Annotated in this window: 29 protein-coding genes; 20 read left to right on the top strand and 9 right to left on the bottom strand. The window is 70.5% G+C overall.

From position 1 onward, the window contains the following. Window positions 1–5 precede the first annotated feature (5 nt). The 4 genes from CSC68_RS09095 (at window position 6) to CSC68_RS09080 (ending at window position 4,721) form a co-directional block, all read left to right on the top strand. Complete coding sequence (locus CSC68_RS09095; protein ID WP_162203238.1) at window positions 6–1,025, top strand: alpha/beta hydrolase; 1,020 nt, start codon at window positions 6–8, stop codon at window positions 1,023–1,025. 275 nt (window positions 1,026–1,300) lie between these two features. Continuing rightward, window positions 1,301–2,032: a hypothetical protein gene (locus tag CSC68_RS09090; RefSeq protein ID WP_246193505.1), complete on the top strand. Its 732-nt coding sequence runs from the start codon at window positions 1,301–1,303 to the stop codon at window positions 2,030–2,032. Between the two features lie 628 nt (window positions 2,033–2,660). Continuing rightward, a complete protein-coding gene (locus tag CSC68_RS09085) occupies window positions 2,661–3,293 on the top strand; it encodes a hypothetical protein (RefSeq protein WP_162203237.1) in 633 nt (210 codons plus the stop codon). A gap of 264 nt (window positions 3,294–3,557) precedes the next feature. Next, window positions 3,558–4,721, top strand: coding sequence for a GGDEF domain-containing protein (locus CSC68_RS09080; RefSeq protein WP_170296346.1), 1,164 nt, complete (start codon window positions 3,558–3,560; stop codon window positions 4,719–4,721). A 133-nt stretch (window positions 4,722–4,854) separates the two neighbouring features. On the opposite strand, the gene CSC68_RS09075 is transcribed toward CSC68_RS09080, so the two are convergent. Both CSC68_RS09075 and CSC68_RS09070 read right to left on the bottom strand, forming a co-directional pair. Beyond that, on the bottom strand, window positions 4,855–5,136 hold the full coding sequence (locus CSC68_RS09075) for a hypothetical protein (RefSeq protein WP_162203236.1): 282 nt from the start codon (window positions 5,134–5,136) through the stop codon (window positions 4,855–4,857). Between the two features lie 304 nt (window positions 5,137–5,440). Next, window positions 5,441–6,226, bottom strand: a complete 786-nt coding sequence (locus tag CSC68_RS09070) for a transposase (protein ID WP_246193504.1) — start codon at window positions 6,224–6,226, stop codon at window positions 5,441–5,443. A 257-nt stretch (window positions 6,227–6,483) separates the two neighbouring features. Here CSC68_RS09070 and CSC68_RS09065 point away from each other — a divergent pair, with 257 nt between their 5' ends. Both CSC68_RS09065 and CSC68_RS09060 read left to right on the top strand, forming a co-directional pair. Beyond that, the gene (locus CSC68_RS09065; protein WP_162203235.1) at window positions 6,484–6,702 is read left to right on the top strand and encodes a DUF4287 domain-containing protein; all 219 of its coding nucleotides are present in this window, start codon (window positions 6,484–6,486) and stop codon (window positions 6,700–6,702) included. After that, window positions 6,699–7,346 carry a glutathione S-transferase family protein gene (locus CSC68_RS09060; RefSeq protein WP_162203234.1) on the top strand — a complete coding sequence of 216 codons (648 nt, stop codon included), beginning with the start codon at window positions 6,699–6,701 and terminating at the stop codon, window positions 7,344–7,346. Before CSC68_RS09065 ends, CSC68_RS09060 begins: the two co-directional genes overlap by 4 nt. Window positions 7,347–7,472: 126 nt before the next feature. Here CSC68_RS09060 and CSC68_RS09055 read toward each other — a convergent pair whose 3' ends face one another. Continuing rightward, entirely contained in the window at window positions 7,473–7,883 is a 411-nt protein-coding gene (locus CSC68_RS09055; protein ID WP_162203233.1) for a hemerythrin domain-containing protein, read from the bottom strand. Window positions 7,884–8,395: 512 nt separating this feature from the next. Here CSC68_RS09055 and CSC68_RS09050 point away from each other — a divergent pair. Both CSC68_RS09050 and CSC68_RS09045 read left to right on the top strand, forming a co-directional pair. Next, window positions 8,396–8,704 (top strand): YHYH domain-containing protein, encoded by a 309-nt coding sequence (locus tag CSC68_RS09050; protein ID WP_211365727.1) that lies wholly within the window; start codon window positions 8,396–8,398, stop codon window positions 8,702–8,704. A gap of 373 nt (window positions 8,705–9,077) precedes the next feature. Continuing rightward, the gene (locus CSC68_RS09045) at window positions 9,078–10,319 is read left to right on the top strand and encodes a GGDEF domain-containing protein (RefSeq protein ID WP_246193503.1); all 1,242 of its coding nucleotides are present in this window, start codon (window positions 9,078–9,080) and stop codon (window positions 10,317–10,319) included. A gap of 27 nt (window positions 10,320–10,346) precedes the next feature. Here the strand turns inward: CSC68_RS09045 and CSC68_RS09040 are convergent, their stop codons facing one another. After that, window positions 10,347–10,661 (bottom strand): hypothetical protein, encoded by a 315-nt coding sequence (locus CSC68_RS09040; protein WP_162203232.1) that lies wholly within the window; start codon window positions 10,659–10,661, stop codon window positions 10,347–10,349. Window positions 10,662–11,063: 402 nt separating this feature from the next. On the opposite strand from CSC68_RS09040, the gene CSC68_RS09035 reads away from it, so the two are divergent. After that, a complete protein-coding gene (locus tag CSC68_RS09035) occupies window positions 11,064–11,372 on the top strand; it encodes a glycine zipper 2TM domain-containing protein (RefSeq protein ID WP_425501230.1) in 309 nt (102 codons plus the stop codon). 23 nt (window positions 11,373–11,395) lie between these two features. Then, window positions 11,396–11,881 (top strand): pyridoxamine 5'-phosphate oxidase family protein, encoded by a 486-nt coding sequence (locus CSC68_RS09030; RefSeq protein WP_162203230.1) that lies wholly within the window; start codon window positions 11,396–11,398, stop codon window positions 11,879–11,881. Between the two features lie 133 nt (window positions 11,882–12,014). Here CSC68_RS09030 and CSC68_RS09025 read toward each other — a convergent pair whose 3' ends face one another. Continuing rightward, window positions 12,015–12,782, bottom strand: a complete 768-nt coding sequence (locus tag CSC68_RS09025) for a hypothetical protein (protein ID WP_162203229.1) — start codon at window positions 12,780–12,782, stop codon at window positions 12,015–12,017. Window positions 12,783–12,965: 183 nt separating this feature from the next. Here CSC68_RS09025 and CSC68_RS09020 point away from each other — a divergent pair, with 183 nt between their 5' ends. Together CSC68_RS09020 and CSC68_RS09015 are read left to right on the top strand one after the other, a co-directional pair. Then, complete coding sequence (locus tag CSC68_RS09020) at window positions 12,966–14,237, top strand: S41 family peptidase (protein ID WP_162203228.1); 1,272 nt, start codon at window positions 12,966–12,968, stop codon at window positions 14,235–14,237. Between the two features lie 60 nt (window positions 14,238–14,297). Beyond that, entirely contained in the window at window positions 14,298–14,969 is a 672-nt protein-coding gene (locus tag CSC68_RS09015; RefSeq protein ID WP_162203227.1) for an SDR family oxidoreductase, read from the top strand. 193 nt (window positions 14,970–15,162) lie between these two features. Here the strand turns inward: CSC68_RS09015 and CSC68_RS09010 are convergent, their stop codons facing one another. Further along, on the bottom strand, window positions 15,163–15,453 hold the full coding sequence (locus tag CSC68_RS09010) for a hypothetical protein (protein WP_162203226.1): 291 nt from the start codon (window positions 15,451–15,453) through the stop codon (window positions 15,163–15,165). Between the two features lie 194 nt (window positions 15,454–15,647). On the opposite strand from CSC68_RS09010, the gene CSC68_RS09005 reads away from it, so the two are divergent. From CSC68_RS09005 to clsB, 3 genes are read left to right on the top strand one after another with little or no spacing between them, the layout of a single operon-like run. After that, window positions 15,648–15,992, top strand: a complete 345-nt coding sequence (locus CSC68_RS09005) for a hypothetical protein (protein WP_162203225.1) — start codon at window positions 15,648–15,650, stop codon at window positions 15,990–15,992. Between the two features lie 12 nt (window positions 15,993–16,004). Then, window positions 16,005–16,793, top strand: coding sequence for an endonuclease/exonuclease/phosphatase family protein (locus CSC68_RS09000; protein ID WP_211365726.1), 789 nt, complete (start codon window positions 16,005–16,007; stop codon window positions 16,791–16,793). Next, window positions 16,790–18,022 (top strand): cardiolipin synthase ClsB, encoded by a 1,233-nt coding sequence (gene clsB / locus CSC68_RS08995; protein WP_162203224.1) that lies wholly within the window; start codon window positions 16,790–16,792, stop codon window positions 18,020–18,022. Before CSC68_RS09000 ends, clsB begins: the two co-directional genes overlap by 4 nt. A 98-nt stretch (window positions 18,023–18,120) precedes the next feature. Here clsB and CSC68_RS16040 read toward each other — a convergent pair whose 3' ends face one another. Together CSC68_RS16040 and CSC68_RS08990 are read right to left on the bottom strand one after the other, a co-directional pair. Beyond that, window positions 18,121–18,243, bottom strand: coding sequence for a hypothetical protein (locus tag CSC68_RS16040; protein WP_281353851.1), 123 nt, complete (start codon window positions 18,241–18,243; stop codon window positions 18,121–18,123). Further along, window positions 18,240–18,521, bottom strand: a complete 282-nt coding sequence (locus tag CSC68_RS08990; protein ID WP_162203223.1) for a hypothetical protein — start codon at window positions 18,519–18,521, stop codon at window positions 18,240–18,242. Before CSC68_RS08990 ends, CSC68_RS16040 begins: the two co-directional genes overlap by 4 nt. A gap of 145 nt (window positions 18,522–18,666) precedes the next feature. Here CSC68_RS08990 and CSC68_RS08985 point away from each other — a divergent pair, with 145 nt between their 5' ends. The 4 genes from CSC68_RS08985 to CSC68_RS08970 all read left to right on the top strand — a co-directional run bounded on the left by CSC68_RS08985 (window position 18,667) and on the right by CSC68_RS08970 (window position 20,698). Next, on the top strand, window positions 18,667–19,080 hold the full coding sequence (locus tag CSC68_RS08985; RefSeq protein WP_162203222.1) for a CBS domain-containing protein: 414 nt from the start codon (window positions 18,667–18,669) through the stop codon (window positions 19,078–19,080). 8 nt (window positions 19,081–19,088) lie between these two features. Then, window positions 19,089–19,514 (top strand): hypothetical protein, encoded by a 426-nt coding sequence (locus tag CSC68_RS08980; RefSeq protein ID WP_246193502.1) that lies wholly within the window; start codon window positions 19,089–19,091, stop codon window positions 19,512–19,514. 101 nt (window positions 19,515–19,615) lie between these two features. Beyond that, window positions 19,616–20,065, top strand: coding sequence for a universal stress protein (locus CSC68_RS08975; RefSeq protein WP_162203221.1), 450 nt, complete (start codon window positions 19,616–19,618; stop codon window positions 20,063–20,065). Between the two features lie 96 nt (window positions 20,066–20,161). Beyond that, window positions 20,162–20,698, top strand: a complete 537-nt coding sequence (locus CSC68_RS08970) for a nucleoside 2-deoxyribosyltransferase (protein WP_162203220.1) — start codon at window positions 20,162–20,164, stop codon at window positions 20,696–20,698. Window positions 20,699–20,896: 198 nt separating this feature from the next. On the opposite strand, the gene CSC68_RS08965 is transcribed toward CSC68_RS08970, so the two are convergent. Beyond that, window positions 20,897–21,739 carry a class I SAM-dependent methyltransferase gene (locus CSC68_RS08965; protein WP_162203219.1) on the bottom strand — a complete coding sequence of 281 codons (843 nt, stop codon included), beginning with the start codon at window positions 21,737–21,739 and terminating at the stop codon, window positions 20,897–20,899. Window positions 21,740–21,948: 209 nt separating this feature from the next. Between CSC68_RS08965 and CSC68_RS08960 the strand changes: the two genes are divergently transcribed. After that, the gene (locus tag CSC68_RS08960) at window positions 21,949–24,612 is read left to right on the top strand and encodes a bifunctional diguanylate cyclase/phosphodiesterase (protein ID WP_162203218.1); all 2,664 of its coding nucleotides are present in this window, start codon (window positions 21,949–21,951) and stop codon (window positions 24,610–24,612) included. Window positions 24,613–24,644 lie beyond the last annotated feature (32 nt).

The following is a 24,644-nucleotide window of genomic DNA, read 5'->3' as shown; positions in this document are numbered from 1 at the left end:
CCTGGATGAAGTCGATCGCATGCGCCGTACTCTTCTCCGCGAACGTGTTGTCCGCGCCGGCGCTGGCGGCGCCGGACGCGCCGCAGCAGACGCCCGACACATACGCCGTTGCGGGCGAGCGCATCACCATCGCTCCGGGCCGGGCCTTGAACCTGCGCTGCAGCGGCGAAGGGCCGCAGACCGTGCTGCTGGAAGCCGGCGGAAATGCCGATTCGGCCACCTGGTTCCAGGTGCAGTCCCTGCTGGCGCCGCAGACGCGCGTGTGCGCCTACGACCGTGCCGGCTATGGGTTCAGCGACGAAGGTCCGCTGCCGCGGGATCTCGACGCCGATGTCGCCGACCTGTCGGCGCTGGGCGCCACGGCGGGGCTGCGGACGCCGCTGGTCCTGGTCGGGCATTCCCTCGGCAGCAATATCGTGCGGGCCTACGCGCAGCAGCATCCGCAGGACGTCGCCGGGCTGGTGCTGGTGGATCCGCCCGAGCAGGGCGCCGAGGCGCAGCTGCCGCCGGACTGGAAGCAGCAGGGCGAGGCGGGGCGCGTGCAGCGCAATGCGTTCCTGGATACCTGCCTGGCCGCGGCCGAGGCCGGCACGCTGGACCGGGGCGAGGGCCCGCTTGGGGCCTGCCTGCGCGCCGCACCGCCGTGGCAGAGCGCGCCGGTCGCCGCCGCGACGCGGGCGTACAAGCTCGAGGCCGCGTACTGGCGCACGCTGCGTTCGGAGCTGGACGCCAACACCGCGATCTTCGCCGTACCGGTGCCGGAGACCGAATCCTATGGCGACCTGCCGCTGGTGGTCGTCGCGGCCCCGGCCGCCGACATGCCGGGTGTGCCTGACGAGGTCGCCAACGTGTTGCGCGCCGCACGCGAACAGACCCATGCCCGCCTGGTCGCGGCTTCCCGCAACGGGCGCCGCGTGGAGGTGCCGGACAGCTCGCACGACGTGCAGCTGGACGCACCGGAAGCGGTCGCGGCGGCGGTGGCCACCGTGCTCGGAGGAACGGAGTCGGGCTCGCGCCCGCGATAAGGGCGCGCGTGCCGGTCGGGGCGCGGGAAGCGTTCCGGCCAGAACGCATGCCCCGCTGGAACGGCAGGTTCGCCCTTGCCATGTCGCGTAGCGACAGCCCCGGACGGGCACGGGTTCGCTATGGCCAGGTGTCTGCTTCGGGTGGGCCTTGCGATCGGCATGGCCGGGCGCTGGCCGTACGGCACCCAAACGGCGGATCGAGGTCGGCTTCTACGGAGGACCGCCAGGCCCTAGAGTCGCCCGAGCCGCATGGTGCGGGAACAGAGGGGAAGCGCGTGTCCGGGAAACTGCTGGTGGGCGTGGTGGCTGCGCTCGCGCTGACCTCGTGTGCGACGACGAAATATTCCATCACGCCGATCGACACCGGTGCGGCGCATCTGAGCTACTACAACGGCCGGCCGACGGCCGACCTGGAGCTCCGGAACGGAGCGGTGCAGGTCACGCCGTTGGGCGTGGAGGTCAACGGGCGGATCAGCTTCGCCGTGGCCGCGTACAACAAGCTCGACGTGCCTTCGAACCTCGGTCCGGAGAACTTCCGCGCCCGCGTGGGCGGGGTCTGGGTGCCGGTGTACTCGTACGAGGACCTGGGGCGCGAGGCCGAGTCGGCGGCGACCTGGGCGGCGGTGGCGGTGGCCGTCACCGGCGTGGCGACCGCGGTGGCGGCCCACCACGATGCGCACCGGACCGTGGACTCCACCATCTACACCCGGCGCGGCCCGCGCCATGTGCGCACCACCTGGTACGACCCCGCGTCCGCCGCGGCCGGAACCGCTGCGGCCACGGTGCTGACCGCCGGTGGCCTCTACCTGATCGACCAGGAGCTGCACGAGACCCTGGACCGTCTTGGCGACACGATCCTGCAGACCACAACGGTCCGCCCGCAGGAATCCTGGGGTGGCCAGATCGTGGTCGGCCGCGCGATCGGTCGCGCGCCCTACGACGTGGAGATCGTCGCCCACTGGAACGGCGAGGACTACGCCTTCCGCTTCCGCGTCGAGCCCCGCTGAGCAAGAAAAACCGGGGTCAGAGTCGACTTTTTCCGGACAGACGGGACGGGTTGGCCTTCCGTTGATGGCGCCGTGCCCGGCGGCCGACCCGCGTGGCAATCCTGCCGGGCACAGGTCGCACGCCCAACCTGATCGGGAGTCGGTCGCCCCGCTTCGGTGGGATACGTGGCTATGTGGCGAGGGCGCTGGACTGGTGGTCGCCGGCGAGCAGGAAGTGAACCTGACCCCGTTCAAGCCACCCCGTTCAAGCCCGCCGACCCGCGCGGCAATCCTGCCGGGCACAGGTCGGGCTACTCAATCCGATGGAGAGTCGGGCTGCCACGCTTCGGCGGGGATACGTGGCTATGCGGCGAGGGCGCTGGACTGGTGGTCGCCGGCGAGCAGGAAGTGAACCTGACCCCGTTCAAGCCCCGACCCCGTTCAAGCCTCGGGCACAGGTCGCACCAATCCAATGTGGAGTCGGTCGCCCCGCTTCAGCGGGATAGGTGGCTATGTGGCGAGGGCGCTTGACTGGTGGTCGTCGGCGAGCAGGAAGTGAACCTGACCCCGCTCAAGCCGCGCGCCAACCCGGCCGATAAGGCTTGCCCAGCCCCTGCCTTCCGCAAGGGCATCCGCAAGCAGGTGATTCGTGAAGCAGTTGATGTTCAAGGCCGCGATGGCGGCGCTGGTGGTGCTGTCGATGGCGGGCTGCGGCGAGGACCGTCCGGGCGACAAGGTGGCCGAGCCGGCGGTGCGGCAGATCGCCGAGGGCGACCTGGCCGACGGGCTGGAGATCGTCGACTTCAAGCGCGCCAATGGCCAGGTCGATCCGGATTCGGCCAACCGCTACAAGGTCACCTATTCCTACCGCCTGCAGCTGACCAGGCCTTATGGCGAGGTCATCCTGGGCCTGGCCCAGGGCCTGCTCGAGGAGATCGCCCCAGCGCGCGAGCCGGCGCACGACCTCGATTTCAGCGCGCTGGAGCAGTCCGTGCAGCAGATGCAGCTGGCGATGCTGGCGAGCCAGTGGATCAATGCCCAGGACGGCCGCTTCCCGGAGCGTCGCGACGCCATGCTCGCGTCCTGCGCCCCCTGCGCTAGCTTCTGGGAAAGCGCCGACGCCCCGGCCGAGGCCGACACCCGCCGGATGGCCTTCATCGTCGCCTGGAGCCACCTGGAGGAGATGGCCTTCGAGGATGGCTTCAAGGTCGGCGACGGCGTGGACCGCAACGCCTGGCAGTACTTCGCCAAGACCGAAAAAGGCTGGCAGCCCGCCAACTAAAACCGGGGTCAGAGTCGCCTTTTAGGAGAATTCCTACACGGCACTCAGAAACTGGCTCGGAAGAGCGTCCTCCGACCGCCCCATGCCCCGCCCAACCAGGCGATTTGTCCTGCCCGGACCCGTCCGGCCGGGCAGGCGATTGCTACGATAGCGCCCGGCCGTCCCGCCATCGGCCGCTGCGAGGGGAGCCGACCGTGCTGGGCGCGTCGGGTTCGCGGCATCCCGGCGGTTCGCATATCCGCCCCGTCCCGAGTCGAACCCACGATGGTCGCCACCGTTCTCGTCGGCATGCTCTGCGTCTACGCGCTGAGCTTCTCGATCATGTTCCTGCTCATCAGTCGGCGCCTGGGCGCGGACCGCATGGGCATGGACGCGTTCGCGATGGGCAACCTCGTCCTCAGCGTGGCTTACGTGCTGCAGCTGCTGGAAGGTCCGGCTGGCTGGGGCTGGATGGGCGTGGTCAACCACTCGTTCACCCTGTGCTCGCTGCTGGCCTATGCCATCGGCGGGGCGCGGTTCTTCGGTCGGCCCGCGCCGCTGTGGAGGCCCCTGCTGGCACTGGCGCTGGGCTATGCCGCGCTGCAGGTGCTGGTGTACTCGGTGTGGGGTCCGGTGGCGCGTTACGCCCTGCTTTCGGCGACCTGCGTCGTGTTCTTCGCCGGCATGGTGGTGGTGCTGCTGGGCGGGCTGCGCACCTACGCCCGCGCCCTGCGCGCGGAGGTCGTGCTGTTCATCGTGCTGATCAGCGGCATCTGCGTGCTCAACGCCATGAAGCTGGCCAAGCTGCTGTCCGGTGGCCTGGCTGCGCTGGACATGGACGACCGCTTCCAGATGGTGTTCTACATCTACATGTGCTCGCTGGCGACGATCATGTCGCCTTCGATCGTGTGGCTGGTGCTGCGCCGCCTGACCGATACGCTGCGCGACATGGCCGCGCGCGACCCGTTGACCCGGCTGCTCAACCGCCGCGGCCTGCGCGAGGCACTGGATGCGCGCTTCCGGAAGCCAGGCACCGGGGCGCGCATGTTGCTGCTGGATATCGACCACTTCAAGGGCATCAACGACCGCTACGGCCACCACGCCGGCGACGCGGTGCTGTGCGCGGTGGCCGACGTGTTGCGCGGCGCGGCGCGCGGCGGCGACCTGGTCTGCCGGATGGGCGGCGAGGAGTTCGCCGTGGTGTGCATGGACGCCGACGAGGCATCCGCGTTGCGGATAGCCGAGCGCCTGCGTGCGGCCCTGCAGTCGGCGGTCGTGCTGCGGCAGCCCGACGGCGAGTGCCTGCACTGCACCGCCACCATCGGCATCTCCGGACGGTTCGCCGACCAGGCTGCGCTCGATCGCGCGATGCAGGACGCCGACGCGGCGCTTTACCGTGGCAAGAATGCCGGGCGCAATCGCGTCGAGTGCGGCGTCGAATACGCCTGAAGCCGGTGGGAAACCGGATGGGGTGCTGGTCCGCGCGCCGTCGGCGCCGGGCCTCCGGCATTCATTGCGTCGCTCGTTGGCGCCTGTTGCCCGCGGGTGCCCGGGGCATTCCGGTTGGCTGCTTGCGGTCCGGCTACATCGCCTCGACCAGCAGCATCGGCGTGACGATGCAGATCAGGGCCTGCAGGGCCAGGTAGCCGAAGAAGGCGCCGACGCCGCCGAAGATCGCCGCGACACCCGCGGTCGCCACGGTCCATACCAGGCCGATCGACATGCGGGCGAGGGTCAGCCAGCCCGAGCCGCCACTGCTGCGTCCCCCATATTCCGCCCAGCCGACGGAAAGGGTCAGGAATATCGAGATGGCCACCATGGCCCGTGCGGGATTGACGAGGAACCACGAAAAAACGCTATCCATGCGTACTGCGCTACTGCGATGTGGGGATCTGGATCATGCCCGATGAAACTGATTTCGCGTCGCCTTCACCGGCCATATTGTTGCGGCCGTTTTGAAAGGGGTCAGGCTTCAAGCGGTTGTTTTGCACGTTGTTGGTGCTTTTTGGGCTGCAAGGCGGTTTTCTGCGCGTTTCCAGCAGTTTTCCGTACGGGTGGGCATGCAAGTATTCTTTCCAGGCCGCCTCGCTCGCATCCGGGGTCGGAGTGCACTTTTAGGGAAACTCCTACGCGGTTAGGTGGAATGGCCTGGCGTGGGCGCGTGCACGTCAAGCACCGGACGGGGATTGGCCTCCTGCAGTCTGCCGGTTGCGCCGGCACTTCCCCTGCGGTTCCGGTTCCGGTGCGGTGGCGGGCTTTGCGGACACCTGCGATTTCCTCGGCCGCCCAATCGGTGCCGGCCCGACCCGCCGCGACAGCTGGTATTCGATCTCGTAGCGGAAACGGTGGTCGCCCAGTGCCTGCTGCCCCTGCACGGCGCGCCGGATCCGCTCCAGCTCGGCCGGTTCCAGGCCCGCCAGCACCAGTGAGCGATACGTCTGCCGGCGCTGGGGTGGCTCACCGGCAAGCGCCAGGTACCGGGTATGCGGCTGGACCAGCGGATCGGGTTTGCCCAGTGCGTTGGCGCCGTGGCTGGACCAGGGGTAGTCCGCCGGATCGGCCACCATGCCGGCGCGGACGGGATTGAGCTCGATGTAGCGGTAGCAGTTCAGCAGGTGCGCATCGTCGTCCACCAGGCAGGCCTTGTAGCGGCCTTCCCAAGGCGTGCCCGTGCGCAGGTAGCGGTCGTTGACGTAGCGAACGTAGCGCCTGCCGAGCGCCTGCATCAGCCGCGGCAGGGCGCGTGGTTGCCTTGGGGTCAGCAGCAGGTGCACGTGGTTGGTCATCAGCACGTAGGCGTGCACGGGGCAGTCCAGCTCCAGCGCGAGGTGCCGCAGGTCATCCAGGTAGCGATGCCGGTCGATGTCGGCGAAGAAGCAGGGCTTGCGGTCGTTGCCGCGCTGGACGACGTGCTGGGGGAAACCGGGGAGATCGAAGCGTGGACGACGGGCCATGGAAGGGAGCGGACGCCGGCTGGCCTGCCCAGTGTGGCCGGAGGTGCAGCTTTCATCCGTCAGGCAACGCCCGCGTGGGGTGTGGGATTGCGCCTGAACTTCGAGCCCTCTTCGAGTGCTGCGAAGGGGCGGGACCAAATCTGTCAGCCAGTCTCCGACTGTCCTGTGGGATTAACCCTAAAAGGGCACTCTGACCCCGGTGTCGAAATGGGGTGGGGCTGGACGTCGTGTTTGCGATGAACAGCAAGGAGCACGCCATGAGCAACGAAAAGGCCAAGGGCCCCGCGTCCTATTTCCCTTCGATCGAGCGCACCTACGGCAGGCCCATCGACCACTGGATGGCGGTGCTGGAGCAGACCGCCGCTCTCGGTCACATGGACCAGGTGGCCCTGCTCAGGCAGACCCACGGCCTGGGCCACGGACACGCCAATGCCCTGGTGGCCTGGCATCGCGCGCGGCAGGAGGCTGGTGCATGAAGCTGCTGTACAGCCGCAACCCGAACCCGCGCCTGGCGGTGGCCACGGCGCGGCACCTGCAGGCGCCGGTGGAATACGAGTTCGCCGCGCCGCTGGCGCCGGGCCAGGCCGCACGCTACCGCCCGCTCAACCCGGCCCTGCGCCTGCCCATCCTGGTGTACGACGACGGGCGCAGCCTGTGGGAAGCCGACGCCATCGCCTGCCGGCTCTCGCGCGAGGCCGGTTCGTCGTTCTGGCGCAGCGGCGCCGACGAGCCGGCGATGATCCAGTGGCTCAGCTGGGGCAAGCAGAACTTCGTCCGTGCTTGCGACATGGTCCGGTTCGAGTACGTGACCAAACAGCGCTACGGCCTCGGTCCGGTGGACGCAGGCGAAGTGCAGAAAGGATTGGAGCTGTTCGCCGAAAGCGCCGCCCTGCTGGAGGAGCAGCTCTCCGGCCGGCCCTGGCTGCTGGAGGACGGCATGTCCTATGCGGACTTCCGCATGGCCAGCTTCCTGCCGCACCACGAACAGGCCGGACTGCCGTTGGACGACCATCCGGCCCTGCGCGCGTGGTACGCGCGGATCGAGGCGTTGCCGGCATGGTCCGATCCGTTCGCGGGCCTGGATGCTCCCGAACTGCCGCCGGTGGCGCGGGAGGCATGAATGCGCACGCTGCAGCCTGGTGCCATGGATCCGGCGCTTCTCGTGGACATGGGTGGACTGTGTCCCGGGCTGGCTTCCCTGGCCTTCTTCGCGGCGGCGTTCATGGCACCGGCCGGTGCGCCGCGTTCAGATCCCGCTGGCGGCCGGATAGAGCTCCCGGTCCTCGCGGCGCAGGCGGTCGTACAGCGCCCGCAGCACCGTGTTGGCGTCGTGGCGGAACCCGTCGGGGTCGCCCTGCAGCCGCGACGGCACCCGCCAGCGCTCCACGAACCGGCCGAAGGCCTCGGCCAGCCCCTGCATCTCCGCCTGGTAACGCGCGCTGAGGGACTCCAGCGCGGGCAGTCCCGAGCGGGCCAGCCGCGGGTACAGCACCTGGTCCTCTGCGGCCAGGTGGAACTTGATCAGGCTGGCGGTGCCGACGATGGCCTGGCTGATCTGTTCGGCGTTCTCGCGGACGCCGGCCCGTGACAGCGAACGCAGGGTATCGATCTGCTCCAGGATGGCGGCGTGGTCGTGGTGGTAGCGGTCCATGTTCATTGCGTGTTGCCTTCTTTCGCTTGCGGGCACCGGGCGATGGGCCGCCGGATGCGCGGCCGTCCCCGGCACAGCGCGAGAGTGATCGCCGCGTACCTCCGCCGCCCTGACCTGCGTCAACGCCTTGCGGATTCGTGGGCGTCGGGGAAGGGCGCGGCCGCGCCGCGGCAGGTGGCACCAAGGGCGTAGCCCGGACACGGCCAAGGGCCGCATCCGGGGTAAAGCCGCCCGCTGAAGCCGCGTTCTACGCGCGTACGCGGTGCAGTAACCCTGCAGGCGTGGCGACCCGTCGATGTCGCGGGCGCCTGGGCGTCGCAGCGGCGTGGTGCGCCTCGGTATCGGTGGCTGTCAGGTGGGGCGTGCCGAGGCGTAGCCGGACACGGCCAAGGCCGCATCCGGAACCGCTGCGAAGCGGTGAGGCGGCAATCGCCGGGCGGTGGTTTGCGACGCAAGCCGCTTTGGCGTTAGCTGTGCCCATCGCGATGCCGGCCCCGGGGCGGCTGGCAGGAGGGACGATGGGCGGGCGATGGATCATGGGGCGCGGGAAACGTTGGCTGGTGGCCGCGGTGGCCGTGCTTGCGCCGGTGGCGCAGGCCCATCCGGGTGGCCTGGACGCCAACGGCTGCCACAACGACCGCAGGAATGGTGGCTACCACTGCCACCGTGGGCCGTCCGCCACGCCTCCCAGGCAGGCGACGCCGGTCCAGTCGCTGCGTGGGCAGCCGGCGCGCGAGACCGGAGAGGGCCGCCGGCCCTTCCGCAACTGCGCCGAGGCGCGTGCGGCAGGTGCCGCTCCCGTGCGCCGTGGCGAGCCGGGCTACTGACCGCATCTGGACCGGGACAACGACGGCATCGGCTGCGAATAGTGCCCGGGCAGCATCGCGCGTGTGGCCGCGCCCGCCGCCGGCCATGGCCCGCATCGGGGAGCGCGGCGGCCTGATCGGCGGTGGCTTCCTGTAGGGAAATCCCCGATGGCGGGCGGGTGCGGCCATGGCGACACTAGCCCCGCACGCGAAGCCTCCGGTCAGTCACGCACCGCCATGCGGTGCCCGCGAAGGCGCCCATGGCCGCCGGCCGCATCGGGCGGCCCGTCCACACCATGCGCGATGTTCAAGTTCGGCAGGGGGCCGCCGCTACCGACGTCGCCGGGTTACGCCCGAAGTCGTCCGGCGCCCCCCTTAGAACGACCTTCCCGCGATGGTTTCCACTGCATTCCGCTCCCCCGGCGACGGCGACAACATCGACCAGCCACGCCGCCATGGCCTGCTGCGTCACTTCGAGCCAAAGCTGGAGGCCGAGTACCGGCAGTTCCTGGAGGCGGCCCTGGTGGTGCGCATCCGCTGGGCGCTGGGTGGGGCGGTCGGGGTACTGATCGTCTATGCGCTGCTGGACCTGTTCGTGGCACCGAAGCCGATCATGGCCGAGGTGGTCACCCTGCGCCTGGTGATGATGGTGCTGCCCCTGGTCGTGCTGCTGGCCGCCTCCTACCGCGAGCGGTGGCGTGCAAGCCTGGACACCATGACCGGCCTGGCCTGCCTGTGCGTGGCCATGGGCGCGGTGACGCTGATCGCGCGCACGCGCAAGCTGGGCATGCCGCTGGACTACGAAGGCGTGCTGCTGGTGCTGATGTACCTGTACGGCTGCGGCGCCATGCGCCTGCACACCGCCATCGCCTGCGGCACCGCCACCACGGTGGTGTATCCGCTGGCCGAGCTCTGGGCCGGCCTGCCGCACGAGCAGCTGGCGATGCGCACGCTGTTCATCGTCACCACCAACGTGATCGGCATCATTACCGCCTGGGTGCTGGACCAGGAAGGGCGCGGCAACTTCCTGATGACCCGCCAGCTGCGTGGCATGGCCCATCGCGACTACCTGACCGGCCTGCTGAACCGTCGCGCCTTCGCCGAGCGCATCGATGCGGTATGGGAACAGGCGCGCGAGCAGCAGCGGCCGCTGGGCATCGCGCTGATGGACGTGGACTGGTTCAAGGCCTACAACGACCGTTATGGCCATCAGGCCGGCGACCGCGTACTGCGTGCCGTGGGTCGCGTGCTGGCCCGCCACGCGCGCGGGCCGCTGGACATGGTGGCGCGGCACGGCGGCGAGGAGTTCGTCTGCGTGTGGTACGACGCCAGCCTGGAAGAGGTGGAAGCCACCCTCGCGGCGATCCATGCCGACATCGCCGGACTGGGCATCAGGCACGAAGGTTCGCACGTGCCTGGCGCGCGCCTGACCATCAGCATCGGCCTGCATTACCTGCAGCCCATGCCGGTCAGGACCGTGACCGAAGCACTGCTGCGTGCGGACCAGGCCCTTTACGAGGCCAAGGCCGGCGGCCGCCATGCCACCGTGGTGACCACGGGCGGGAATGTCGGGCAGGACGAGCCGGCGCCCAGGAAAGGGAACGGCGACCTGCCGGAAGGTGTCGCCGGCGCCTGACTCCGGGGCCGGTGACGCCGGACGCGACTAGTAGCGTCCCTTGCGGGGGAAAGAGGCGAGCATCGCCAGTTCCACCAGCAGCATGAAGATCGCGCCGCGCGCACCGAACAGCAGGCTTGCGATGGCAAGCAGTCCGAGCGCCGAGGCGATCAGCTGGCGCTGGCGCCGGATGGCGGCGCGTCCACGTGCCAGCAGCGCCACGACCACCGCGGCCTGGCCGAACAGCAGGCCCAGGAAGGCGTTGTCCCATCCTTCGTAGTCGGTCAACGCGGCCAGCGAGGCGATTTCCGGCGCGGCGATTCCGGAGAGCCACAACGCCATCGCGAGGACCGCGCCGAACACGCACGCAGTGATCCAGGGCGACCAGTGATAACGGTGCCTGCGACTGTTCAGGCGGTTCCCCGGATCGAGGGGGAATCGCTCGCCACCCGTGGCGGCCGGTGTCTGTGGTGTGCGCATCGTGGAGGCCCGTGGCTTCACTGTGAAGAAAAGGATCCACGTTTGTCCGGCGCCGCGGTATCAGGGTTTTCTTACCAGTTCACCGATGTCGCCGGATCCGTCCTGAAAACTCACATGCGTGAACCCCCGCTCCGCCATGGAAGCAGCCCGAGCGGTTTTTTCACCATCGCGTCCTCTGCGCTGCGGGAGGCTGGCCCCATCCGAAAGGAAGAAGAGGAGGGCCCGATGAAAACGTTCAGGATCGTTGCCGTACTGGCTGCGTTGCCGCTGGCCGCCACCGCCGCGATGGCCAGCGCGCAGACCTATGGACCGGAGGACGAAGGTCGCCGCTTCAGCGACGGCAGCCGCGTGGTGTGCGAGGAAGTGGAAGTCGCGCGCGACACCAAGGATCCCAACCGCATCGCCGGTACCGCGACCGGCGCCGTGATCGGCGGCCTGCTCGGCAACCAGGTCGGTGGCGGCAAGGGCAAGAAGCTGGCGACCGTCGGTGGTGCCGTGGCCGGTGGAGCGATCGGCCGCAACGTCCAGGGCAACAACCAGGAGCGCCGTGGCCAGCGCGTGGTGGAAACCCGCTGCGAACGCGTCTGGCGCTGAGCCCGCACCCACAGGAGCTGCAGATGTCGCACCCCGAGGAACTCGAACGCAAATTCTGGAAGGCGCTGAAATCGGACATGACGGTCATGCTCGGCGTCGACGGCATGGAGGACGGCCACACCCGGCCGATGACCGCGCAGCTGGAGCATGAGGCCCACGGGCCGATCTGGTTCTTCACCTCAACCGACAACGCGTTGGTGCGCGAACTGTCCGCTCCGCGCCGGGCGACGGCGGCCTTCGTGTCGAAGGGCCACGACCTGTTCGCCAGCATCGGCGGGCAGCTTTCGGTCGATACCGACCGCGCCGTCGTGGAGCGGTTGTGGAATCCCTTCGTGGCCGCCTGGTACGAGGGCAAGGACGATCCGAAACTCGTGTTGCTGCGCCTGGATCCCGACCAGGGCGAGGTCTGGCTCAACGAGAACAGCCTGTTCGCCGGGGTGAAGATGCTGATGGGCATCGACCCGAAGAAGGATTACAAGGACAAGGTGGCAAAGGTCGACCTCGGCTGAGGCCGGCCAGGCAAAGGGGGCGGCGGAGGCGTGGCCCCTCGCGTCTCCGCTGTTTTTCTTCGGCGGATGTTCCCGCCGCAAGGAAAGGCCCCGCATGGCGGGGCCTTTCCCCAAGCGGACCGGGCGGCCCCGGTCAGCGCCGGCTGTCGTCCTCGTCCGACCACAGCCGGTCGGCGCCGTGCCAGGCATCCCGGACCGCGTCGCGTGCCGAATCCCAGTCCAGGCGCGAGGCGCCGCGCGCGGTGTCCCAGCCGCGCTCCAGCTCCTGCTCCAGCTCCGCGTCCCACACCCGCCCGTGCAGGTTGCTGCGGGCATAGGTGCCGTAGCGGTAGGCCGGGCGGTAGTCGTCGAAGTCGTAGTCGCTGAGGTAGTAGTCGGCCGACTCGTACTGGTCCGCGTAATAGCCGTCGGCGGCCTCGTAGGCGCGGTAGGTGCGGTCGGAACGCTCGAAGGCGTCGCGTACCGCATCGCGCGCCTGCTCCCAGGTCAGCCGCGAGCGGCCGCGGCTGGCATCCCAGCCCGAGCGCGCCCTGGCCTCGAGGCTGTCGCTCCACGGGGCGCTGCCGGACTGCTCGCGCACTTCCAGGCCGTATCGGTAGGCCGGGGCGTAGTCGCTGTCGTACTCGAAACCGGGATCGGTGTACGGGCGGTTGGCGTGCTTGGTGCGCCAGTACTCCTCCTCGGCGGTGGGATCCAGGCGCTCGGCCACGCCCTTGCCGGTGGCCGCGCCGGCGATCGCGCCGACGGCGCCGCCCACCAGGGTGCCGATCGGGCCGAACAGGGATCCGACCGCCGCCCCGGCCACGGCACCGCCGGTTCCGCCCACGCCGACGCCTACCGGGTGTGAGCCCGGTGCGCCGGTGATCGGATCACGGTTGAGGTCACGGGGTTCGTTGCTCATGGGATACCTCCTGCGCATTGCCCTCGTGGGCCCTTTGACAACACTTGCATCCGGGTCGTTCACGGATCGTGTGCCCTGCGTCAGGCGGGCATGAACGGCCGGCAGGGCATCCATGACTTCGGGCACTGCGGCGGCTACGCCGCGCGGCGCAGGATCGGGTCATTCCCCGGATGGAGCCCGGCCATGTCCAGATCCCTCGTGCTGTTGCTGGCCGGCCTGCTGTCGCCAGTGTCCCTGCTGGCAGCCGATCCACCACGTGAGGTGGCCGGGCGGATCGCCGCGACCATCGAGAACGAGTACTTCGATCCAGCCGCGGGCACGCGGATCGCGGGCGAGCTGCGTCGCGCCTCCGACAACGGCGCCTTCGACCGACTGCAGGACCCGCGCGAACTGGCTACCGCGCTCAGCGACCGCCTCAGGCCGCTGGACCGCCACTTCGTGGTGCGCTGGTCGCCGCCCGGCACGGAGCCGCCAGGGCCGCAGCGCGGACCGGTACGCGATCCGGCGACAAGCAACTTCGGCATCCGCAGGGTCCAGCTGTTGCCCGGCAACATCGGCTACCTGGAGCTGGGCTACTTCGCCGACATCGACTTCGACGACCCGGCCGCGCCGGCACGGGTGGCGATCGACGCCGCGCTGCAGCTGCTGGCCCATGCCGATGCGGTGGTGGTGGACGTGCGCGACAACGGCGGCGGTTCGCCGGCGATGGTCGGTTACCTCGCCAGTGCCTTCGTCGCTCCCGGGGCGAAGATCTACAACACCTTCCGCTGGCGCGAGGGCGGTGCCTCGGAGGCTCCGGGCTACGAGCATCCGGCACCGCGCACCACGGTGCCGCTGTACGTGCTCACCAGCGGCCGGACCGGCTCGGCGGCCGAGGCTTTCGCCTACACGCTTGGCAATGCCGGCCGCGCCGTGCTGGTCGGCGAGGCTACCGGTGGTGCGGCCAATCCCGGCCGGCCGTTCGACGTGGGCGGCGGATTCAGCGTGTTCGTCTCCACCGGCTCGCCGGTCAGTCCGATCACCGGACGCAACTGGGAAGGCAGCGGCGTGCAGCCGCAGGTGGAGGTGGAGGCCGCCGAAGCCCTGGTCCGTGCACAGGAACTGGCGCTGGCGAGGCTGGTGGCCGACGGCGGGGGCGACCAGGGTGCAAGCTGGGTGCTGGAGGCGCTGCGCAGCCGCGCCCCGGCGCCGGACCCGGCGACCGTGCAGGTGCTGGCCGGCGAGTACGGCACGCTGCGGATCGAGGCGCTGTCCGACGGCCTGCAGCTGCGCCAGGGACGCCGGCCGCCGCAGCGGCTGCGCGCACTGGACGCAGCTGGGCTGTTCTACTTCGAATCCGATCCTGCCCGGCGGCTGCGCTTCGATCGCGGTGCCGACGGCGTGCCGGTGGCCCTGGAGCTGGTGTGGCCCGAGGGCGAAGTCGTGCGCCACGTCCGCGGCCAGGCGGCGGATTGAGCATCCCTGGCGCGGGGGCTGGCCTAGAATGTCCGCCCCCACGATTTGCAAGGAGTCCACATGGCCACCTACCTGATCACCGGCGCCAACCGCGGCATCGGCCTGTCGCTGGCCCAGCAGCTGCGCACCCGCGGCGAGCACGTCATCGGCGTGTGCCGCCAGTCCAGCGAGGCGCTGCGCGCCAGCGGCGCCGAGGTGATCGAGGGCGTCGACGTGGCCGACGCGCAGGCCGTCGCCAGCCTGCCCGGCAAGCTGCAGGGCCGTCGCATCGACGTGCTGGTGCTCAATGCGGGCATCTTCACCAACGAGACCCTCGAGGCGATGGACGAGGATGCGTTCGCGCGCATCCAGCGCCAGTTCGAGGTCAATACCCTCGGTCCGCTGCGCGTGGCCGCGGCGCTGCAGGCCCTCCTGACGGACGGCGGCAAGATCGGCATCATCACCAGCCGCATGGGCTCGGTGGCCGACAACGGGTCCGGCGCGTACTACGGCTACCGCGCGTCGAAGGCGGCGGTGAACGCGATCGGCAAGTCGCTGGCGGTGGACCTGGCGCCGCGTCGCATTGCGGTGTTCCTGCTGCATCCGGGCCGCGTGGCCACCGACATGCTGGGCGGGCAGGGTGACATCGGTCCGGACGAGGCCGCGGCCAACCTGATCGCGCGGCTGGACAGCCTGACCCTGGCCGAAACGGGCACCTTCTGGCACGCCAACGGCGCGCCGCTGCCCTGGTAAGCCGGTGGGTCGTGCCGGCCGCGAGGGGTTCGCGCGGCGCGGGACGCACGATGCAAGGACGCCGGCGAAAGCCGGCGTCCTTCGTTTCCGCAATGATCCCCGCCGGCGGTGGCGCGCACCACGTCGCCGCCCGTGCATCCGTCGGCACGGCGGCGATCCGGAATCTTCGCTACCAATCGCCCGGTGCGCGGATTCAGCCGCCAAATCCGGGGCTGGACTGGCCAGGGCGCGGCGGCTCGATCTCCTCGCCATCCACCGTCGCCGTCTCCGCCGTGCCACCCAGGCCGACCACGTCGCTGGTGGCCGTCGCCCCGGCCTCGTAGGCGCCGGGCAGGTCGTCGGCGCGCGGATCGCCATGCGGCGGGGTGGTGCCGGCATCGTCCGGCTCGGATTGCGTGGACCAGCCGCCGGCCTTGTGCCGCTGCCATGCGCGGTAGGCCACCACGCCAAGTGCGGCTACTGCCACGGTGCGCAGGATTCCCATATCGAGTTCCTCTGTTCCTGGGGGAAGGACGACCGAGGTTGGCGTGGCTGCGGTTATCCGCGCGTGACCCGTTGGTGCATGCGCCGTCATGCCGCGCGCGCATGAATGGCACATGTGCGTGGGGCCGCGAATCCACAGGCGTTTCATCGCTGGCGGCGCAGGCTTTGCATGGATTCCCGCCGATGGAGCGCGCCATGACCAAGCCACTGGAAACGCACGACGAACGCCAGTCCGCCTACCGCGGCGATGGACCCGATGCCGACCCCACTGGCCACGGCCGCGACGATCCGTCCGCGGCATTGCCGGAGCAACGCAGCGACGAAGGCTGGCATCCGCGCGGCCACGGCAAGGGCGGCGTGCTGGGCGAGGGCGAGCCGGGTGAAGAGACCCAGCGCGACGGCAGCACGCAGCCGAACTTTGGCCAGAGCGGCAGCTACGGCCAGGCCGGCGACAAGGCCGCGCCTACCGACCGCCTCGACAAGGCTGGAAATCCCGCCGCGGGTGACGCCGGCAAGGGTGCCGGCAAGGGCAGGCGCTGACGCATCCCATCCATGCAGCCGGCTTCCAGCACAAGCCCGCTCCCGCTGCCCGGCTTCGGGGTGCTGACCGCGAACATCCACATGGGGTTCGACATGCTGCAGCGGCGCTTCGTCCTCCCCAGGCTGCGGGAAGCGATCCGGGGCCTGGGTGCGGACATCGTGTTCCTGCAGGAAGTGCAGGGCCACCACCGCGACCGCGCCCGGCGCTATCGCCACTGGCCGGACGTGCCGCATTACGAATACCTGGCCGATACCCTGTGGCCGCAGTTCGCCTATGGCCGAAACGCGGTGTATCCGCACGGCCACCACGGCAACGCGCTGCTCTCGCGCCTGCCTATCGTGCGCCACGCCAACCACGACGTTTCCGTCGCCGGCCACGAGAACCGCGGCCTGCTGCACTGCGAACTGGAGCTGCCCGGCCATCCCGTGCACCTGCATGCGATCTGCGTGCACCTCGGCCTGCGCGAGGCGCACCGCCGCAGCCAGGTCGGGCTGCTCGGCGCGGTGCTGCGCGAGCAGGTGCCCGCCGATGCTCCCGTGGTGGTGGCCGGCGACTTCAACGACTGGCGCGGCGCCGCCCACCGCCAGGTGCTGGATTGCGGCCTGGCCGAGGTCTTCGAACAGCGGCGCGGGCGACTGGCGCGCAGCTTCCCGGCGCTGCTGCCCGTGTTGCCGCTGGACCGGATCTACGTCCGTGGCCTGCAGGTGCATGAGGCCACCACGCCGCGCGGCGCGCCGTGGACCCGGCTGTCCGACCACCTGCCGCTGCACGCGCGGCTCTCCGGCGAGGTGGCGGCATGAGCGTCGAAGGACACTGGCGCGAAGGGAACCGGGTACGGCTGCTGGAGAACGGCGAGGGCTTCTATGCGCGCGCGTTCGAGGCGATCGAGGCGGCACGCAGCGAGATCCTGCTGGAGACCTTCATCCTGTTCGAGGACGAGGTCGGGCACGCGCTGCACGCGCGCCTGGTGGAGGCGGCCCGGCGCGGCGTACGGGTCTCGGTCCTGGTCGATGGTTACGGCTCGCCTGGATTCTCCGGCGACTTCCTCGCCCCGCTGGCCGAGGCCGGGGTGGTCATGCGCAGCTACGACCCGGGAACGCATCCCCTGGGCATCCGCCTGAACCTGTTCCGGCGCATGCATCGCAAGCTGCTGGTCATAGACGGCAGGATCGCCTTCGTCGGCGGCATCAACTACTCGGCCGACCATCTCCTGCTGGGCGGTCCGGAGTCCAAGCAGGATTACGCGGTGGAGGTGCACGGACCGGTGGTGGCCGACATCCATGCCTTCGTGCGTGCGCAGGAGGGCGCGCCCGGCGCGGATGGCGACCGGACGCACGCTGGCGTGGAGCAGGGCGGCGATGCCCGCGCGATGTTCGTGGTGCGCGACAACCATGCCCACCGCGATGACATCGAGCAGGCCTACCGGGAGGCCATCCGCGGCGCGCGCCAGCGCATCATCATCGCCAACGCCTATTTCTTCCCGGGCCACGGATTCCTCCACGAGCTGCGGGCGGCGGCGCGTCGCGGGGTGGACGTGCGCCTGATCCTGCAGGGCGAGCCGGACATGCCGGCGGTGATGATGGCCGCGCGCACGCTCTACCGGCAGCTGATCGGCGACGGGGTGCGCATCCACGAGTACTGCACCCGCCCGTTCCACGGCAAGGTCGCGGTGGTGGACGACGACTGGGCGACGGTCGGTTCCAGCAACCTCGATCCGCTGAGCCTGTCGCTGAACCTCGAGGCGAACCTGGTGGTGCGCGACCGGGGCTTCGCCGCCGACCTGGCCGATTCGCTGGACCGGCTGTGGGAGCATCACTGCGAGCCGGTGACGCTGGAGGGGCTGAAGCGACGCCCGCGCTGGCCGGTGCCGCAGCCGGTGCTCTACCACGTCCTGCGGCGTTTCCCGCGCTGGGCCGGCCTGCTCCCGGGTCACAGGCCGCGCGTGGTTACCCTGGCCGCGCCCTCGCGGATGCCGGCCCCGCCGCGGCCGCTGGCGGCGACCTGCGTCGATAAGCACGCGGGCGGCTGATGTCGGTCGCAGGCCCCGGTTGGCTGGCGGGACGGCTTTCCTGCAGCGCCGTGGGTGGTGCGCGCGGTGATGTCGCGGACGGGTCCCGCCGAGCCCGCTCAGCGGTTGACGATCCCCGAGTCGAGGAAGATCCAGAGCAGCACGGCGCCAAGCACGACGATTCCGCCGATGATGATGGCCATGATCCGCAGCGGGCGGCGCGCGCTGGGAGTGCGATTCACGCGTCGCCTCCGCGCGGGGTGTCCGGGGGCTCGGCCTCGTCCCCGCGCACGCACGGTTCGCCTTCCGGGTCCCCGGCGACCAGCCCCGCGTCCACCAGCATGCAGGTCAGGCGCTGGGTGATGTAGGCCTCCTGTTCCGCCGGCGCATTGCGGGTGAGCGGTCCGGATGCCTCGGCGAAGCGCTCCAGTGCGGCCTTGGTGTCGCTTTCGGCCTTCAGCCCGGGAATGAGCTTCTCCAGGCGCTGCAGCTCGGCTTCGATGGCGGGATTCTTCTCCATGCCGGCATCTTCGGCGCGTGGGCGTCACGGCTGCGTCAGATCCGCCGGCCGGATCGCCTATTAACGTTATCCATGCGCGATTCTTGCCGGGTGGTTAATCCGCCGTTGCCGACGATGGCAGTCCATTCCCAGCAGGAGCAGCGCCATGCGTATCGGCGACGTGATGAGCCGCGATGTCTGCGTCATCTCCCCGTCCACCTCGATGCAGGATGCCGCGCGCCGGATGGCCGAGCGCGACATCGGCTGCCTCCCCGTGGGCGAAAACGACCGCCTGGTGGGGATGGTGACCGACCGCGACATGGTCCTGCGCGGCATCAGCGAAGGCCGCAGCGCGGACAGCCCGGTGGGCGAGGTGATGACGCCGGAGGTGAAGTACTGCTTCGAAGACGAGGATGTCGATGAAGTCGCGGCCAACATGGCCGGGCTGGAGAAACGGCGCCTGCCGGTACTCGACCGCGACATGCGCCTGGTCGGCATCGTGTCGCTGGCCAACTTCGCCCACAGCCGCGACGACGAGGCCTCGCAGGAGCTGCTGCGCGGCGTGGCGCGTCCGCATTGAACCGGGAGATGACCATGCAACGCAGCCGGATCCTCGCCGCGGCCGTGGTGGCCGCCCTATCGCTGTCGGCCTGCGGCAATGGCGCCGGCCCTGACGCTACCCAGGGCGGCACCCTGCAGGACGCGCCTACCGACGCCGCGGTGGCGGCGGGCAACGCGGCGGCTGCCGGCGAGGTTGCCAACGGTGGCGGCGCCGGGGCGGAAGCGGGCGACACCGCACTTGACCGCTATCCGGACGCGCAGCGCACCTGTCTTGAGGAGGTGGCGAACCTGTCCGGCACGCCGGCGGCGGAGCTGGTCGTCACCGGGACGGCGCGCACCCAGACCGGCGTGGAAGTGCGGGTGCAGCGCCAGGAGCTGCGCAGCGCATGGACCTGCCAGACCGATGCGCAGGGCGGAACCGTACTCGGGGTGCAGGACGGCCGCGACACCTGAACCGCGAGATCCGGGCGTCCGCGCCCGGCTTGATCCGGATCAAGGACGTGCCGGCCGCGCCGGCCGAGAATGCCTCTCACCCTAGGGAAGGAGGCAGTGCCATGTACACGCATATCCTGGTTCCGACCGATGGTTCGCCGCTGTCCGACAGCGCGCTCGAGCAGGCGCTCAGGCTCGCCAAGGGGATGGGCGCCAAGGTCACGGTGCTGACCGTGATCGAGCCCTTCCAGGTGGTCGCCTACGAACCCGAACAGGTGGCGGCCACCCGCGATGCCTACGAGAAGTACGCGCGCGAGGAGGCGGACCGGCGCCTGGCCCGGGCCACCGAACTGGCCAAGGCCGCTGGCGTCCAGCACGACACCGTGGCGCTCAGCGCCGACGATCCGCACGAGGCGATCATCCAGACCGCGCGCGAACGTGGCTGCGACCTGGTGGCGATGGCCTCGCACGGCCGCCGCGGCATCAAGGCCCTGGTGCTGGGCAGTGTCACCGCCAAGGTGCTTACCCATTCCGATCTCCCGGTGCTGGTCTATCGACCGCCCGTCCACTGACCTGCAGCGGCACGCCGCCCCGGTTCCAACTCCGCCCCTCGGTTGGGGCGGCGTGCCAGGTCTTTTCGCGCGCCTCGGGCGCGCGCTTTTTTTCCGATGATCCGTTCCATCTACCTCGCCGGCCCCGATGTCTTCCGCCCCGATGCACGGGAGCGTGGGCGCGAGCTGAAGGCGCTCTGCGCGCGCCACGGCTTCGAAGGCCTGTTCCCGCTGGACCAGGAGGTTCCCGCCGGGATCACCGAACCGGCCGCGCAGGCGCAGTGGATCTACCGCAACAACATCGCCCTGATCGAGCGGGCCGACGCGGTGCTGGCCAACCTCGACTTCTTCCGGGGTCCGGAGCCGGATAGCGGCACCTGTTTCGAAGTCGGTTATGCGGTTGCCAGGGGCAAGCCGGTGTATGGCTACATCCCCGAACACGGCAGCCTGGCCCAGCGCATCCGCCTGCGGCACCCGCATGCGATCGGTGCCGATGGCCTGCTGGACGTACATGGCTGGAACATCGAGGAGTTCGGCCTGCCGCTGAACCTGATGCTTTCGGTGCCGGCGCCGCTGGTGGTCGGCGACGCCGGCATGGCCCTGCAGCAGCTGGCGCGCCAGCACCACCACGCGGAGGCAGCGCCGGGGCGGTGACGGCTGGCGATGCCGGTGGCGGCAAGGGCGACGCCAGCGGCAGCGAGCGATGCGGCGGCAAGGAGGGTGCGGCAATCCATGCCTGTCCCCCGGAGAGGCGTCGAGTGCCGGGGTCGCGCCCTGGCGCTGCCACGCCTCCGCTGCCCCTGCCGGCGGCAAAGCCATCCCCGGTGCGTCGGGGGCGGGATCGTGGATGCGCTAGCGTCGCGTCGCCAGCACGCCGTCCAGGGCCAGCTCGGCGCGGAAGCCCGCCTTCTCCAGGCGCTTCGCCACTTCACGCGGCACGTCGCGGCCACTGGTGAGGCGGTTGGGGCTGCCGGTGTAGTGGAACAGGCGACCGCCGCGACGCAGCACCCGCGCCAGCTGCCCGTAGAACTCCTGCGAATACAGCTCGCCGGCGATGCCGAAGCGGGGCGGGTCGTGCAGCAGGGCATCGAACGAAGCATCCGGCAGGCCGGCGATGGCCCGGGACACGTCGCCGTGATTGAGCTCCAGGCGTCCCCCGGCCTCGGCGCTTTCCGGGTCGGGCGACCACGGGTTGAGCGTGCGCAGCCACAGCACGCTCTCGTTCTTCTCGAAGGAGACGATTCGCGCCACGCCCGCCTCCAGGCAGCAGGCCGCGAAGTAGCCCAGGCCGCCGCAGGTATCCAGCACGGTGCGTCCACGCGGCTGCACCAGGGCGACCTTGCGGCGTGCGTCCTCCAGCGGCGATTCCTTCGCCGTGGGCAGCATCTTGATGCCGTCGATCTCGAAGGTCGGCGCGCCCCACGGGGTGGGCACGAGCTTGATCAGCGAGCCGGCGTAGCGCGAGACCGGCTCCCAGCCATCGCCATCCGGGTAGTAGATGGTGCGGTCGCGCAGCTTGCCCGGATACGGGAAGGCGCGGCCCTGCCAGGCCCATTCCCCGGGTCCGGTCTCGACGCGGCTGCGACTGCGGCCCAGGTCCAGGGACAGTTCGCAGCCGCCGTCGCCGGCATCGCGCGAGGCCAGCAGCGGGCGGGCGGCTTCGAGGGTGAGCAGGGGAACGGGGAGGCGGGGCATCGGAAGGCGGAGGGCCGCGGACAGGGCGTGGCATCGTAACCGGAGCGCCCGCCGGGGCCGACCCGGACGTGCGCCCGGGGAGGTTACGGTCAAGAATGGGCCATGGGGACCGATACAACAGGATGGTCGGGCCGGACGCTGCAGGGGGCCGCCCGGGGCTCGCGGCTTCGCGACCAACCACTCTCCATGGGCCAGGCAGGAACGCAGGGATGACGATCGACGATCCCACCCGGGGACGCTCCGGCGACGCCGAGACGCTGCGCGCTCCGCGACTGGCGCCGCGTACCTGGGCATTGCTGGTTCTGGCAGGCGGCCTGCTGTGCACGGCCGAGGCGGCACGGCGCGAGCTGGCCGCGGTGGAGGCCGATGCGCGGGTCATGCACGAGTCCATGGCCGATACGGCGCGCGAGCAGATGGCCAAGGACCTGGGGCGCGCCGCCTTCATCCTGCGCGCCATGCAGACCGTCCTGCTGGGCAACGACCAGATTGACCAGGCGGTCTTCGACCGCTACCAGCGCAACCTGCGCCTGAGCGACCGCCTGCGCGGCCACGTGGTGACCGCGTTCGCCCGCCGCCATCCCGGGCCGTCCTATCCGTACGAACTGGTCTCCCCGCTGGAGGGCAACGAGGTACTGCTCGGCTTCGACGCCGCCACCCAGCCGGAGAACCGGCGCGCGCTGGAGCTGGCCCGGGATACCGACACGATCGCCATGTCCGCGCCGATCCCGCTGGTGCAGTTCCAGGACGGCGAGCATCCCGGGATGGGCGTGATCGTGCGCCTGCCGGTATACAGCCACGGTTCGGCCCCGACCACGCTGGAGGAGCGGCGGCAGCGTGAGCTGGGCGCGCTGGCCATCAGCCTGCGGGTGGCGCCGATGCTGCAGGGCGTGCTCGATGGCCGGATCCGCGAACTGATGCAGGCCCAGGTGCGCGACCTGGACCTGCCTGGCGACGGGCTGGTCTACGCGACCGACGACCCCGGCGCCCGCCCGCCGGCGGATGCGCAGCGGCGCCTGGTCGAATTCGGCGGCCGCCGCTGGGAGCTGGTCATGTGGCCGCGACCGGGCGCCACCAGCTATTCCAGCGTGGTCACGACCGCCGTCGCCGGCACGGTGATCAGCCTGCTGCTGGCCCTGCTGCTGGGGACCCTGGCCTACAACCGGCGCCGCGCTGTGGAACTGGGCCTGCGCATGGGCGAGCGCTTCGGCGAGAGCGAGGCGCGCTTCCAGGTGCTCAACGAGCTGCTGCCGGCCCTGGTGCTGCTGGCCGACGCCCGCGACGGCCGCGTGGCCTATGCCAACCAGGCCGCGCGCCGCCACCTGGGCGCGGTCAATGGCTGCGGGCTGACATCGCTGTTCGCCGATCCGGCGCTGGGGCAGCAGGCGGTGGACGTGGCCGCCGCCGGCGGCGACTGGAGCGGGCGCGAGGCCCTGATCGTGCCGGTGGATGGCGAACCCTTCTGGGCGCACGCCTCGCTGGCGCGGGTGGTGGTCGATGGCGTGCCGCACCTGCTGATGGTGGCCAACGACGTCAGCGAGCAGCGCAAGCTGACCGAACGGCTGGGCTACCAGGCCGCGCACGACGAACTGACCGGACTGTACAACCGCCGCGAGTTCGAACGCCGCCTGCAGAAGGCGCTGGCGGGGCTGGAGGCCGACTCCGCGGCCAGCTTCGCGGTCCTGTACATCGACCTGGACCAGTTCAAGCTGGTCAACGACCTCTCCGGCCACATGGCCGGCGACCAGCTGCTGGTCGAGCTGGTGCACTCCATGCGCACGCAGCTGCGTCCGCAGGACCTGCTGGCGCGCCTGGGCGGCGACGAGTTCGGCCTGCTCGCGCCGGCGACCGGGCCCTCGCAGGCGCGCGCGCTGGCCGAGCGCATGCGCCAGTGCATCGAGGAGGTGGTGTTCCCGTGGGAGGGGCGCACCTACACGGTCAGCGCCAGCATCGGCGTGGTGGTGGCCGACCAGCCCGGCGCCACCCTGAAGGACATCCTCGCCTGGGCCGACAGCGCCTGCTACCAGGCCAAGGAAAACGGCCGCAACCGCGTGCACCTGTACCTGGAGGACGTGGACACGACCCGCCGCCAGGGTGAGATGGAATGGGCCACGCGCCTGCGCCGGGCGATGGAGGAGGACCGCCTGCTGCTGGACTACCAGGAGGTGGTGCCGCTGGCGCCCGAGCCGGGCGACCACGCACCGCGGATCGAGCTGCTGCTGCGCCTGCGCGACGAGTTCGGCAACGAGGTCGCGCCGGGCGCCTTCCTGCCGGCGGCCGAGCGCTACGGACTGATGCCGGCGATCGACCGCTGGGTGATCCGCACCGCGCTGGCCCACGCCGACCGCCTGCACCCGCGCGGCAGCGCCCTGTGCTCGTTCGCGATCAACCTCTCGGGCGCCAGCATCGAGGACCAGGGCCTGGCCGATTACATCCTGTCCTGCATCGCCGAGTACGGGGTGGCCGCCGAGCGCGTGTGCCTGGAGATCACCGAGACGGTGGCGGTACGCAACCTGCGCCACGTGGTCCCGGTGATCGAGCGCCTGCGCGCCGCCGGTTGTCGCATCGCCCTGGACGACTTCGGCGCCGGCATGTCCTCGTTCGGTTACCTCAAGAACCTGCCGGTGGACATCATCAAGATCGACGGCAGCTTCATCCGCGACCTGGAGTCCGACCCGGTCAGCGGCATCATCGTCAGCGCCATCGCCCAGATCGGCCACCAGCGCGGGCTGCGGGTGGTGGCCGAGTGGGTCGACGACCCGCGCATGCTGCCGCTGCTGCGCGGCCACGGCGTGGACCTGGCCCAGGGTTTCGCCCTGCACCGGCCGGAGCGCGTCATGTTCCAGCGCGGCCGGCGCCCGGTACTGCGCGCCTGAGCCAACCGCTTTCCACCTGCCGCGTGCCTGCC

It is taken from the genome of Pseudoxanthomonas suwonensis (assembly GCF_010093235.1).
GTDB classification, from domain to species: Bacteria; Pseudomonadota; Gammaproteobacteria; order Xanthomonadales; family Xanthomonadaceae; genus Pseudoxanthomonas; species Pseudoxanthomonas suwonensis.
Note: the sequence above shows the minus strand (reverse complement) of the source record. Positions and strands in the feature narration are given on the sequence as shown.

Excerpts from the sequence above, each read along its gene's own strand:
- CSC68_RS09005 (WP_162203225.1), top strand. The coding sequence starts at position 15,648 with ATGACCAAGCCACTGGAAACGCACGACGAACGCCAGTCCGCCTACCGC.
- CSC68_RS09055 (WP_162203233.1), bottom strand. The coding sequence starts at position 7,883 with ATGAACATGGACCGCTACCACCACGACCACGCCGCCATCCTGGAGCAG.
- CSC68_RS08990 (WP_162203223.1), bottom strand. The coding sequence starts at position 18,521 with ATGGAGAAGAATCCCGCCATCGAAGCCGAGCTGCAGCGCCTGGAGAAG.
- CSC68_RS09015 (WP_162203227.1), top strand. The coding sequence starts at position 14,298 with ATGGCCACCTACCTGATCACCGGCGCCAACCGCGGCATCGGCCTGTCG.
- CSC68_RS08985 (WP_162203222.1), top strand. The coding sequence starts at position 18,667 with ATGCGTATCGGCGACGTGATGAGCCGCGATGTCTGCGTCATCTCCCCG.
- CSC68_RS09080 (WP_170296346.1), top strand. The coding sequence starts at position 3,558 with ATGGTCGCCACCGTTCTCGTCGGCATGCTCTGCGTCTACGCGCTGAGC.
- CSC68_RS09070 (WP_246193504.1), bottom strand. The coding sequence starts at position 6,226 with ATGGCCCGTCGTCCACGCTTCGATCTCCCCGGTTTCCCCCAGCACGTC.
- CSC68_RS09095 (WP_162203238.1), top strand. The coding sequence starts at position 6 with ATGAAGTCGATCGCATGCGCCGTACTCTTCTCCGCGAACGTGTTGTCC.
- CSC68_RS08975 (WP_162203221.1), top strand. The coding sequence starts at position 19,616 with ATGTACACGCATATCCTGGTTCCGACCGATGGTTCGCCGCTGTCCGAC.
- CSC68_RS08980 (WP_246193502.1), top strand. The coding sequence starts at position 19,089 with ATGACCATGCAACGCAGCCGGATCCTCGCCGCGGCCGTGGTGGCCGCC.
- clsB (WP_162203224.1), top strand. The coding sequence starts at position 16,790 with ATGAGCGTCGAAGGACACTGGCGCGAAGGGAACCGGGTACGGCTGCTG.
- CSC68_RS09010 (WP_162203226.1), bottom strand. The coding sequence starts at position 15,453 with ATGGGAATCCTGCGCACCGTGGCAGTAGCCGCACTTGGCGTGGTGGCC.
- CSC68_RS09020 (WP_162203228.1), top strand. The coding sequence starts at position 12,966 with ATGTCCAGATCCCTCGTGCTGTTGCTGGCCGGCCTGCTGTCGCCAGTG.
- CSC68_RS09060 (WP_162203234.1), top strand. The coding sequence starts at position 6,699 with ATGAAGCTGCTGTACAGCCGCAACCCGAACCCGCGCCTGGCGGTGGCC.
- CSC68_RS09075 (WP_162203236.1), bottom strand. The coding sequence starts at position 5,136 with ATGGATAGCGTTTTTTCGTGGTTCCTCGTCAATCCCGCACGGGCCATG.
- CSC68_RS09050 (WP_211365727.1), top strand. The coding sequence starts at position 8,396 with ATGGGCGGGCGATGGATCATGGGGCGCGGGAAACGTTGGCTGGTGGCC.
- CSC68_RS09035 (WP_425501230.1), top strand. The coding sequence starts at position 11,064 with ATGGCCAGCGCGCAGACCTATGGACCGGAGGACGAAGGTCGCCGCTTC.
- CSC68_RS09065 (WP_162203235.1), top strand. The coding sequence starts at position 6,484 with ATGAGCAACGAAAAGGCCAAGGGCCCCGCGTCCTATTTCCCTTCGATC.
- CSC68_RS08970 (WP_162203220.1), top strand. The coding sequence starts at position 20,162 with ATGATCCGTTCCATCTACCTCGCCGGCCCCGATGTCTTCCGCCCCGAT.
- CSC68_RS09025 (WP_162203229.1), bottom strand. The coding sequence starts at position 12,782 with ATGAGCAACGAACCCCGTGACCTCAACCGTGATCCGATCACCGGCGCA.
- CSC68_RS09045 (WP_246193503.1), top strand. The coding sequence starts at position 9,078 with ATGGTTTCCACTGCATTCCGCTCCCCCGGCGACGGCGACAACATCGAC.
- CSC68_RS09030 (WP_162203230.1), top strand. The coding sequence starts at position 11,396 with ATGTCGCACCCCGAGGAACTCGAACGCAAATTCTGGAAGGCGCTGAAA.
- CSC68_RS08965 (WP_162203219.1), bottom strand. The coding sequence starts at position 21,739 with ATGCCCCGCCTCCCCGTTCCCCTGCTCACCCTCGAAGCCGCCCGCCCG.
- CSC68_RS09000 (WP_211365726.1), top strand. The coding sequence starts at position 16,005 with ATGCAGCCGGCTTCCAGCACAAGCCCGCTCCCGCTGCCCGGCTTCGGG.
- CSC68_RS08960 (WP_162203218.1), top strand. The coding sequence starts at position 21,949 with ATGACGATCGACGATCCCACCCGGGGACGCTCCGGCGACGCCGAGACG.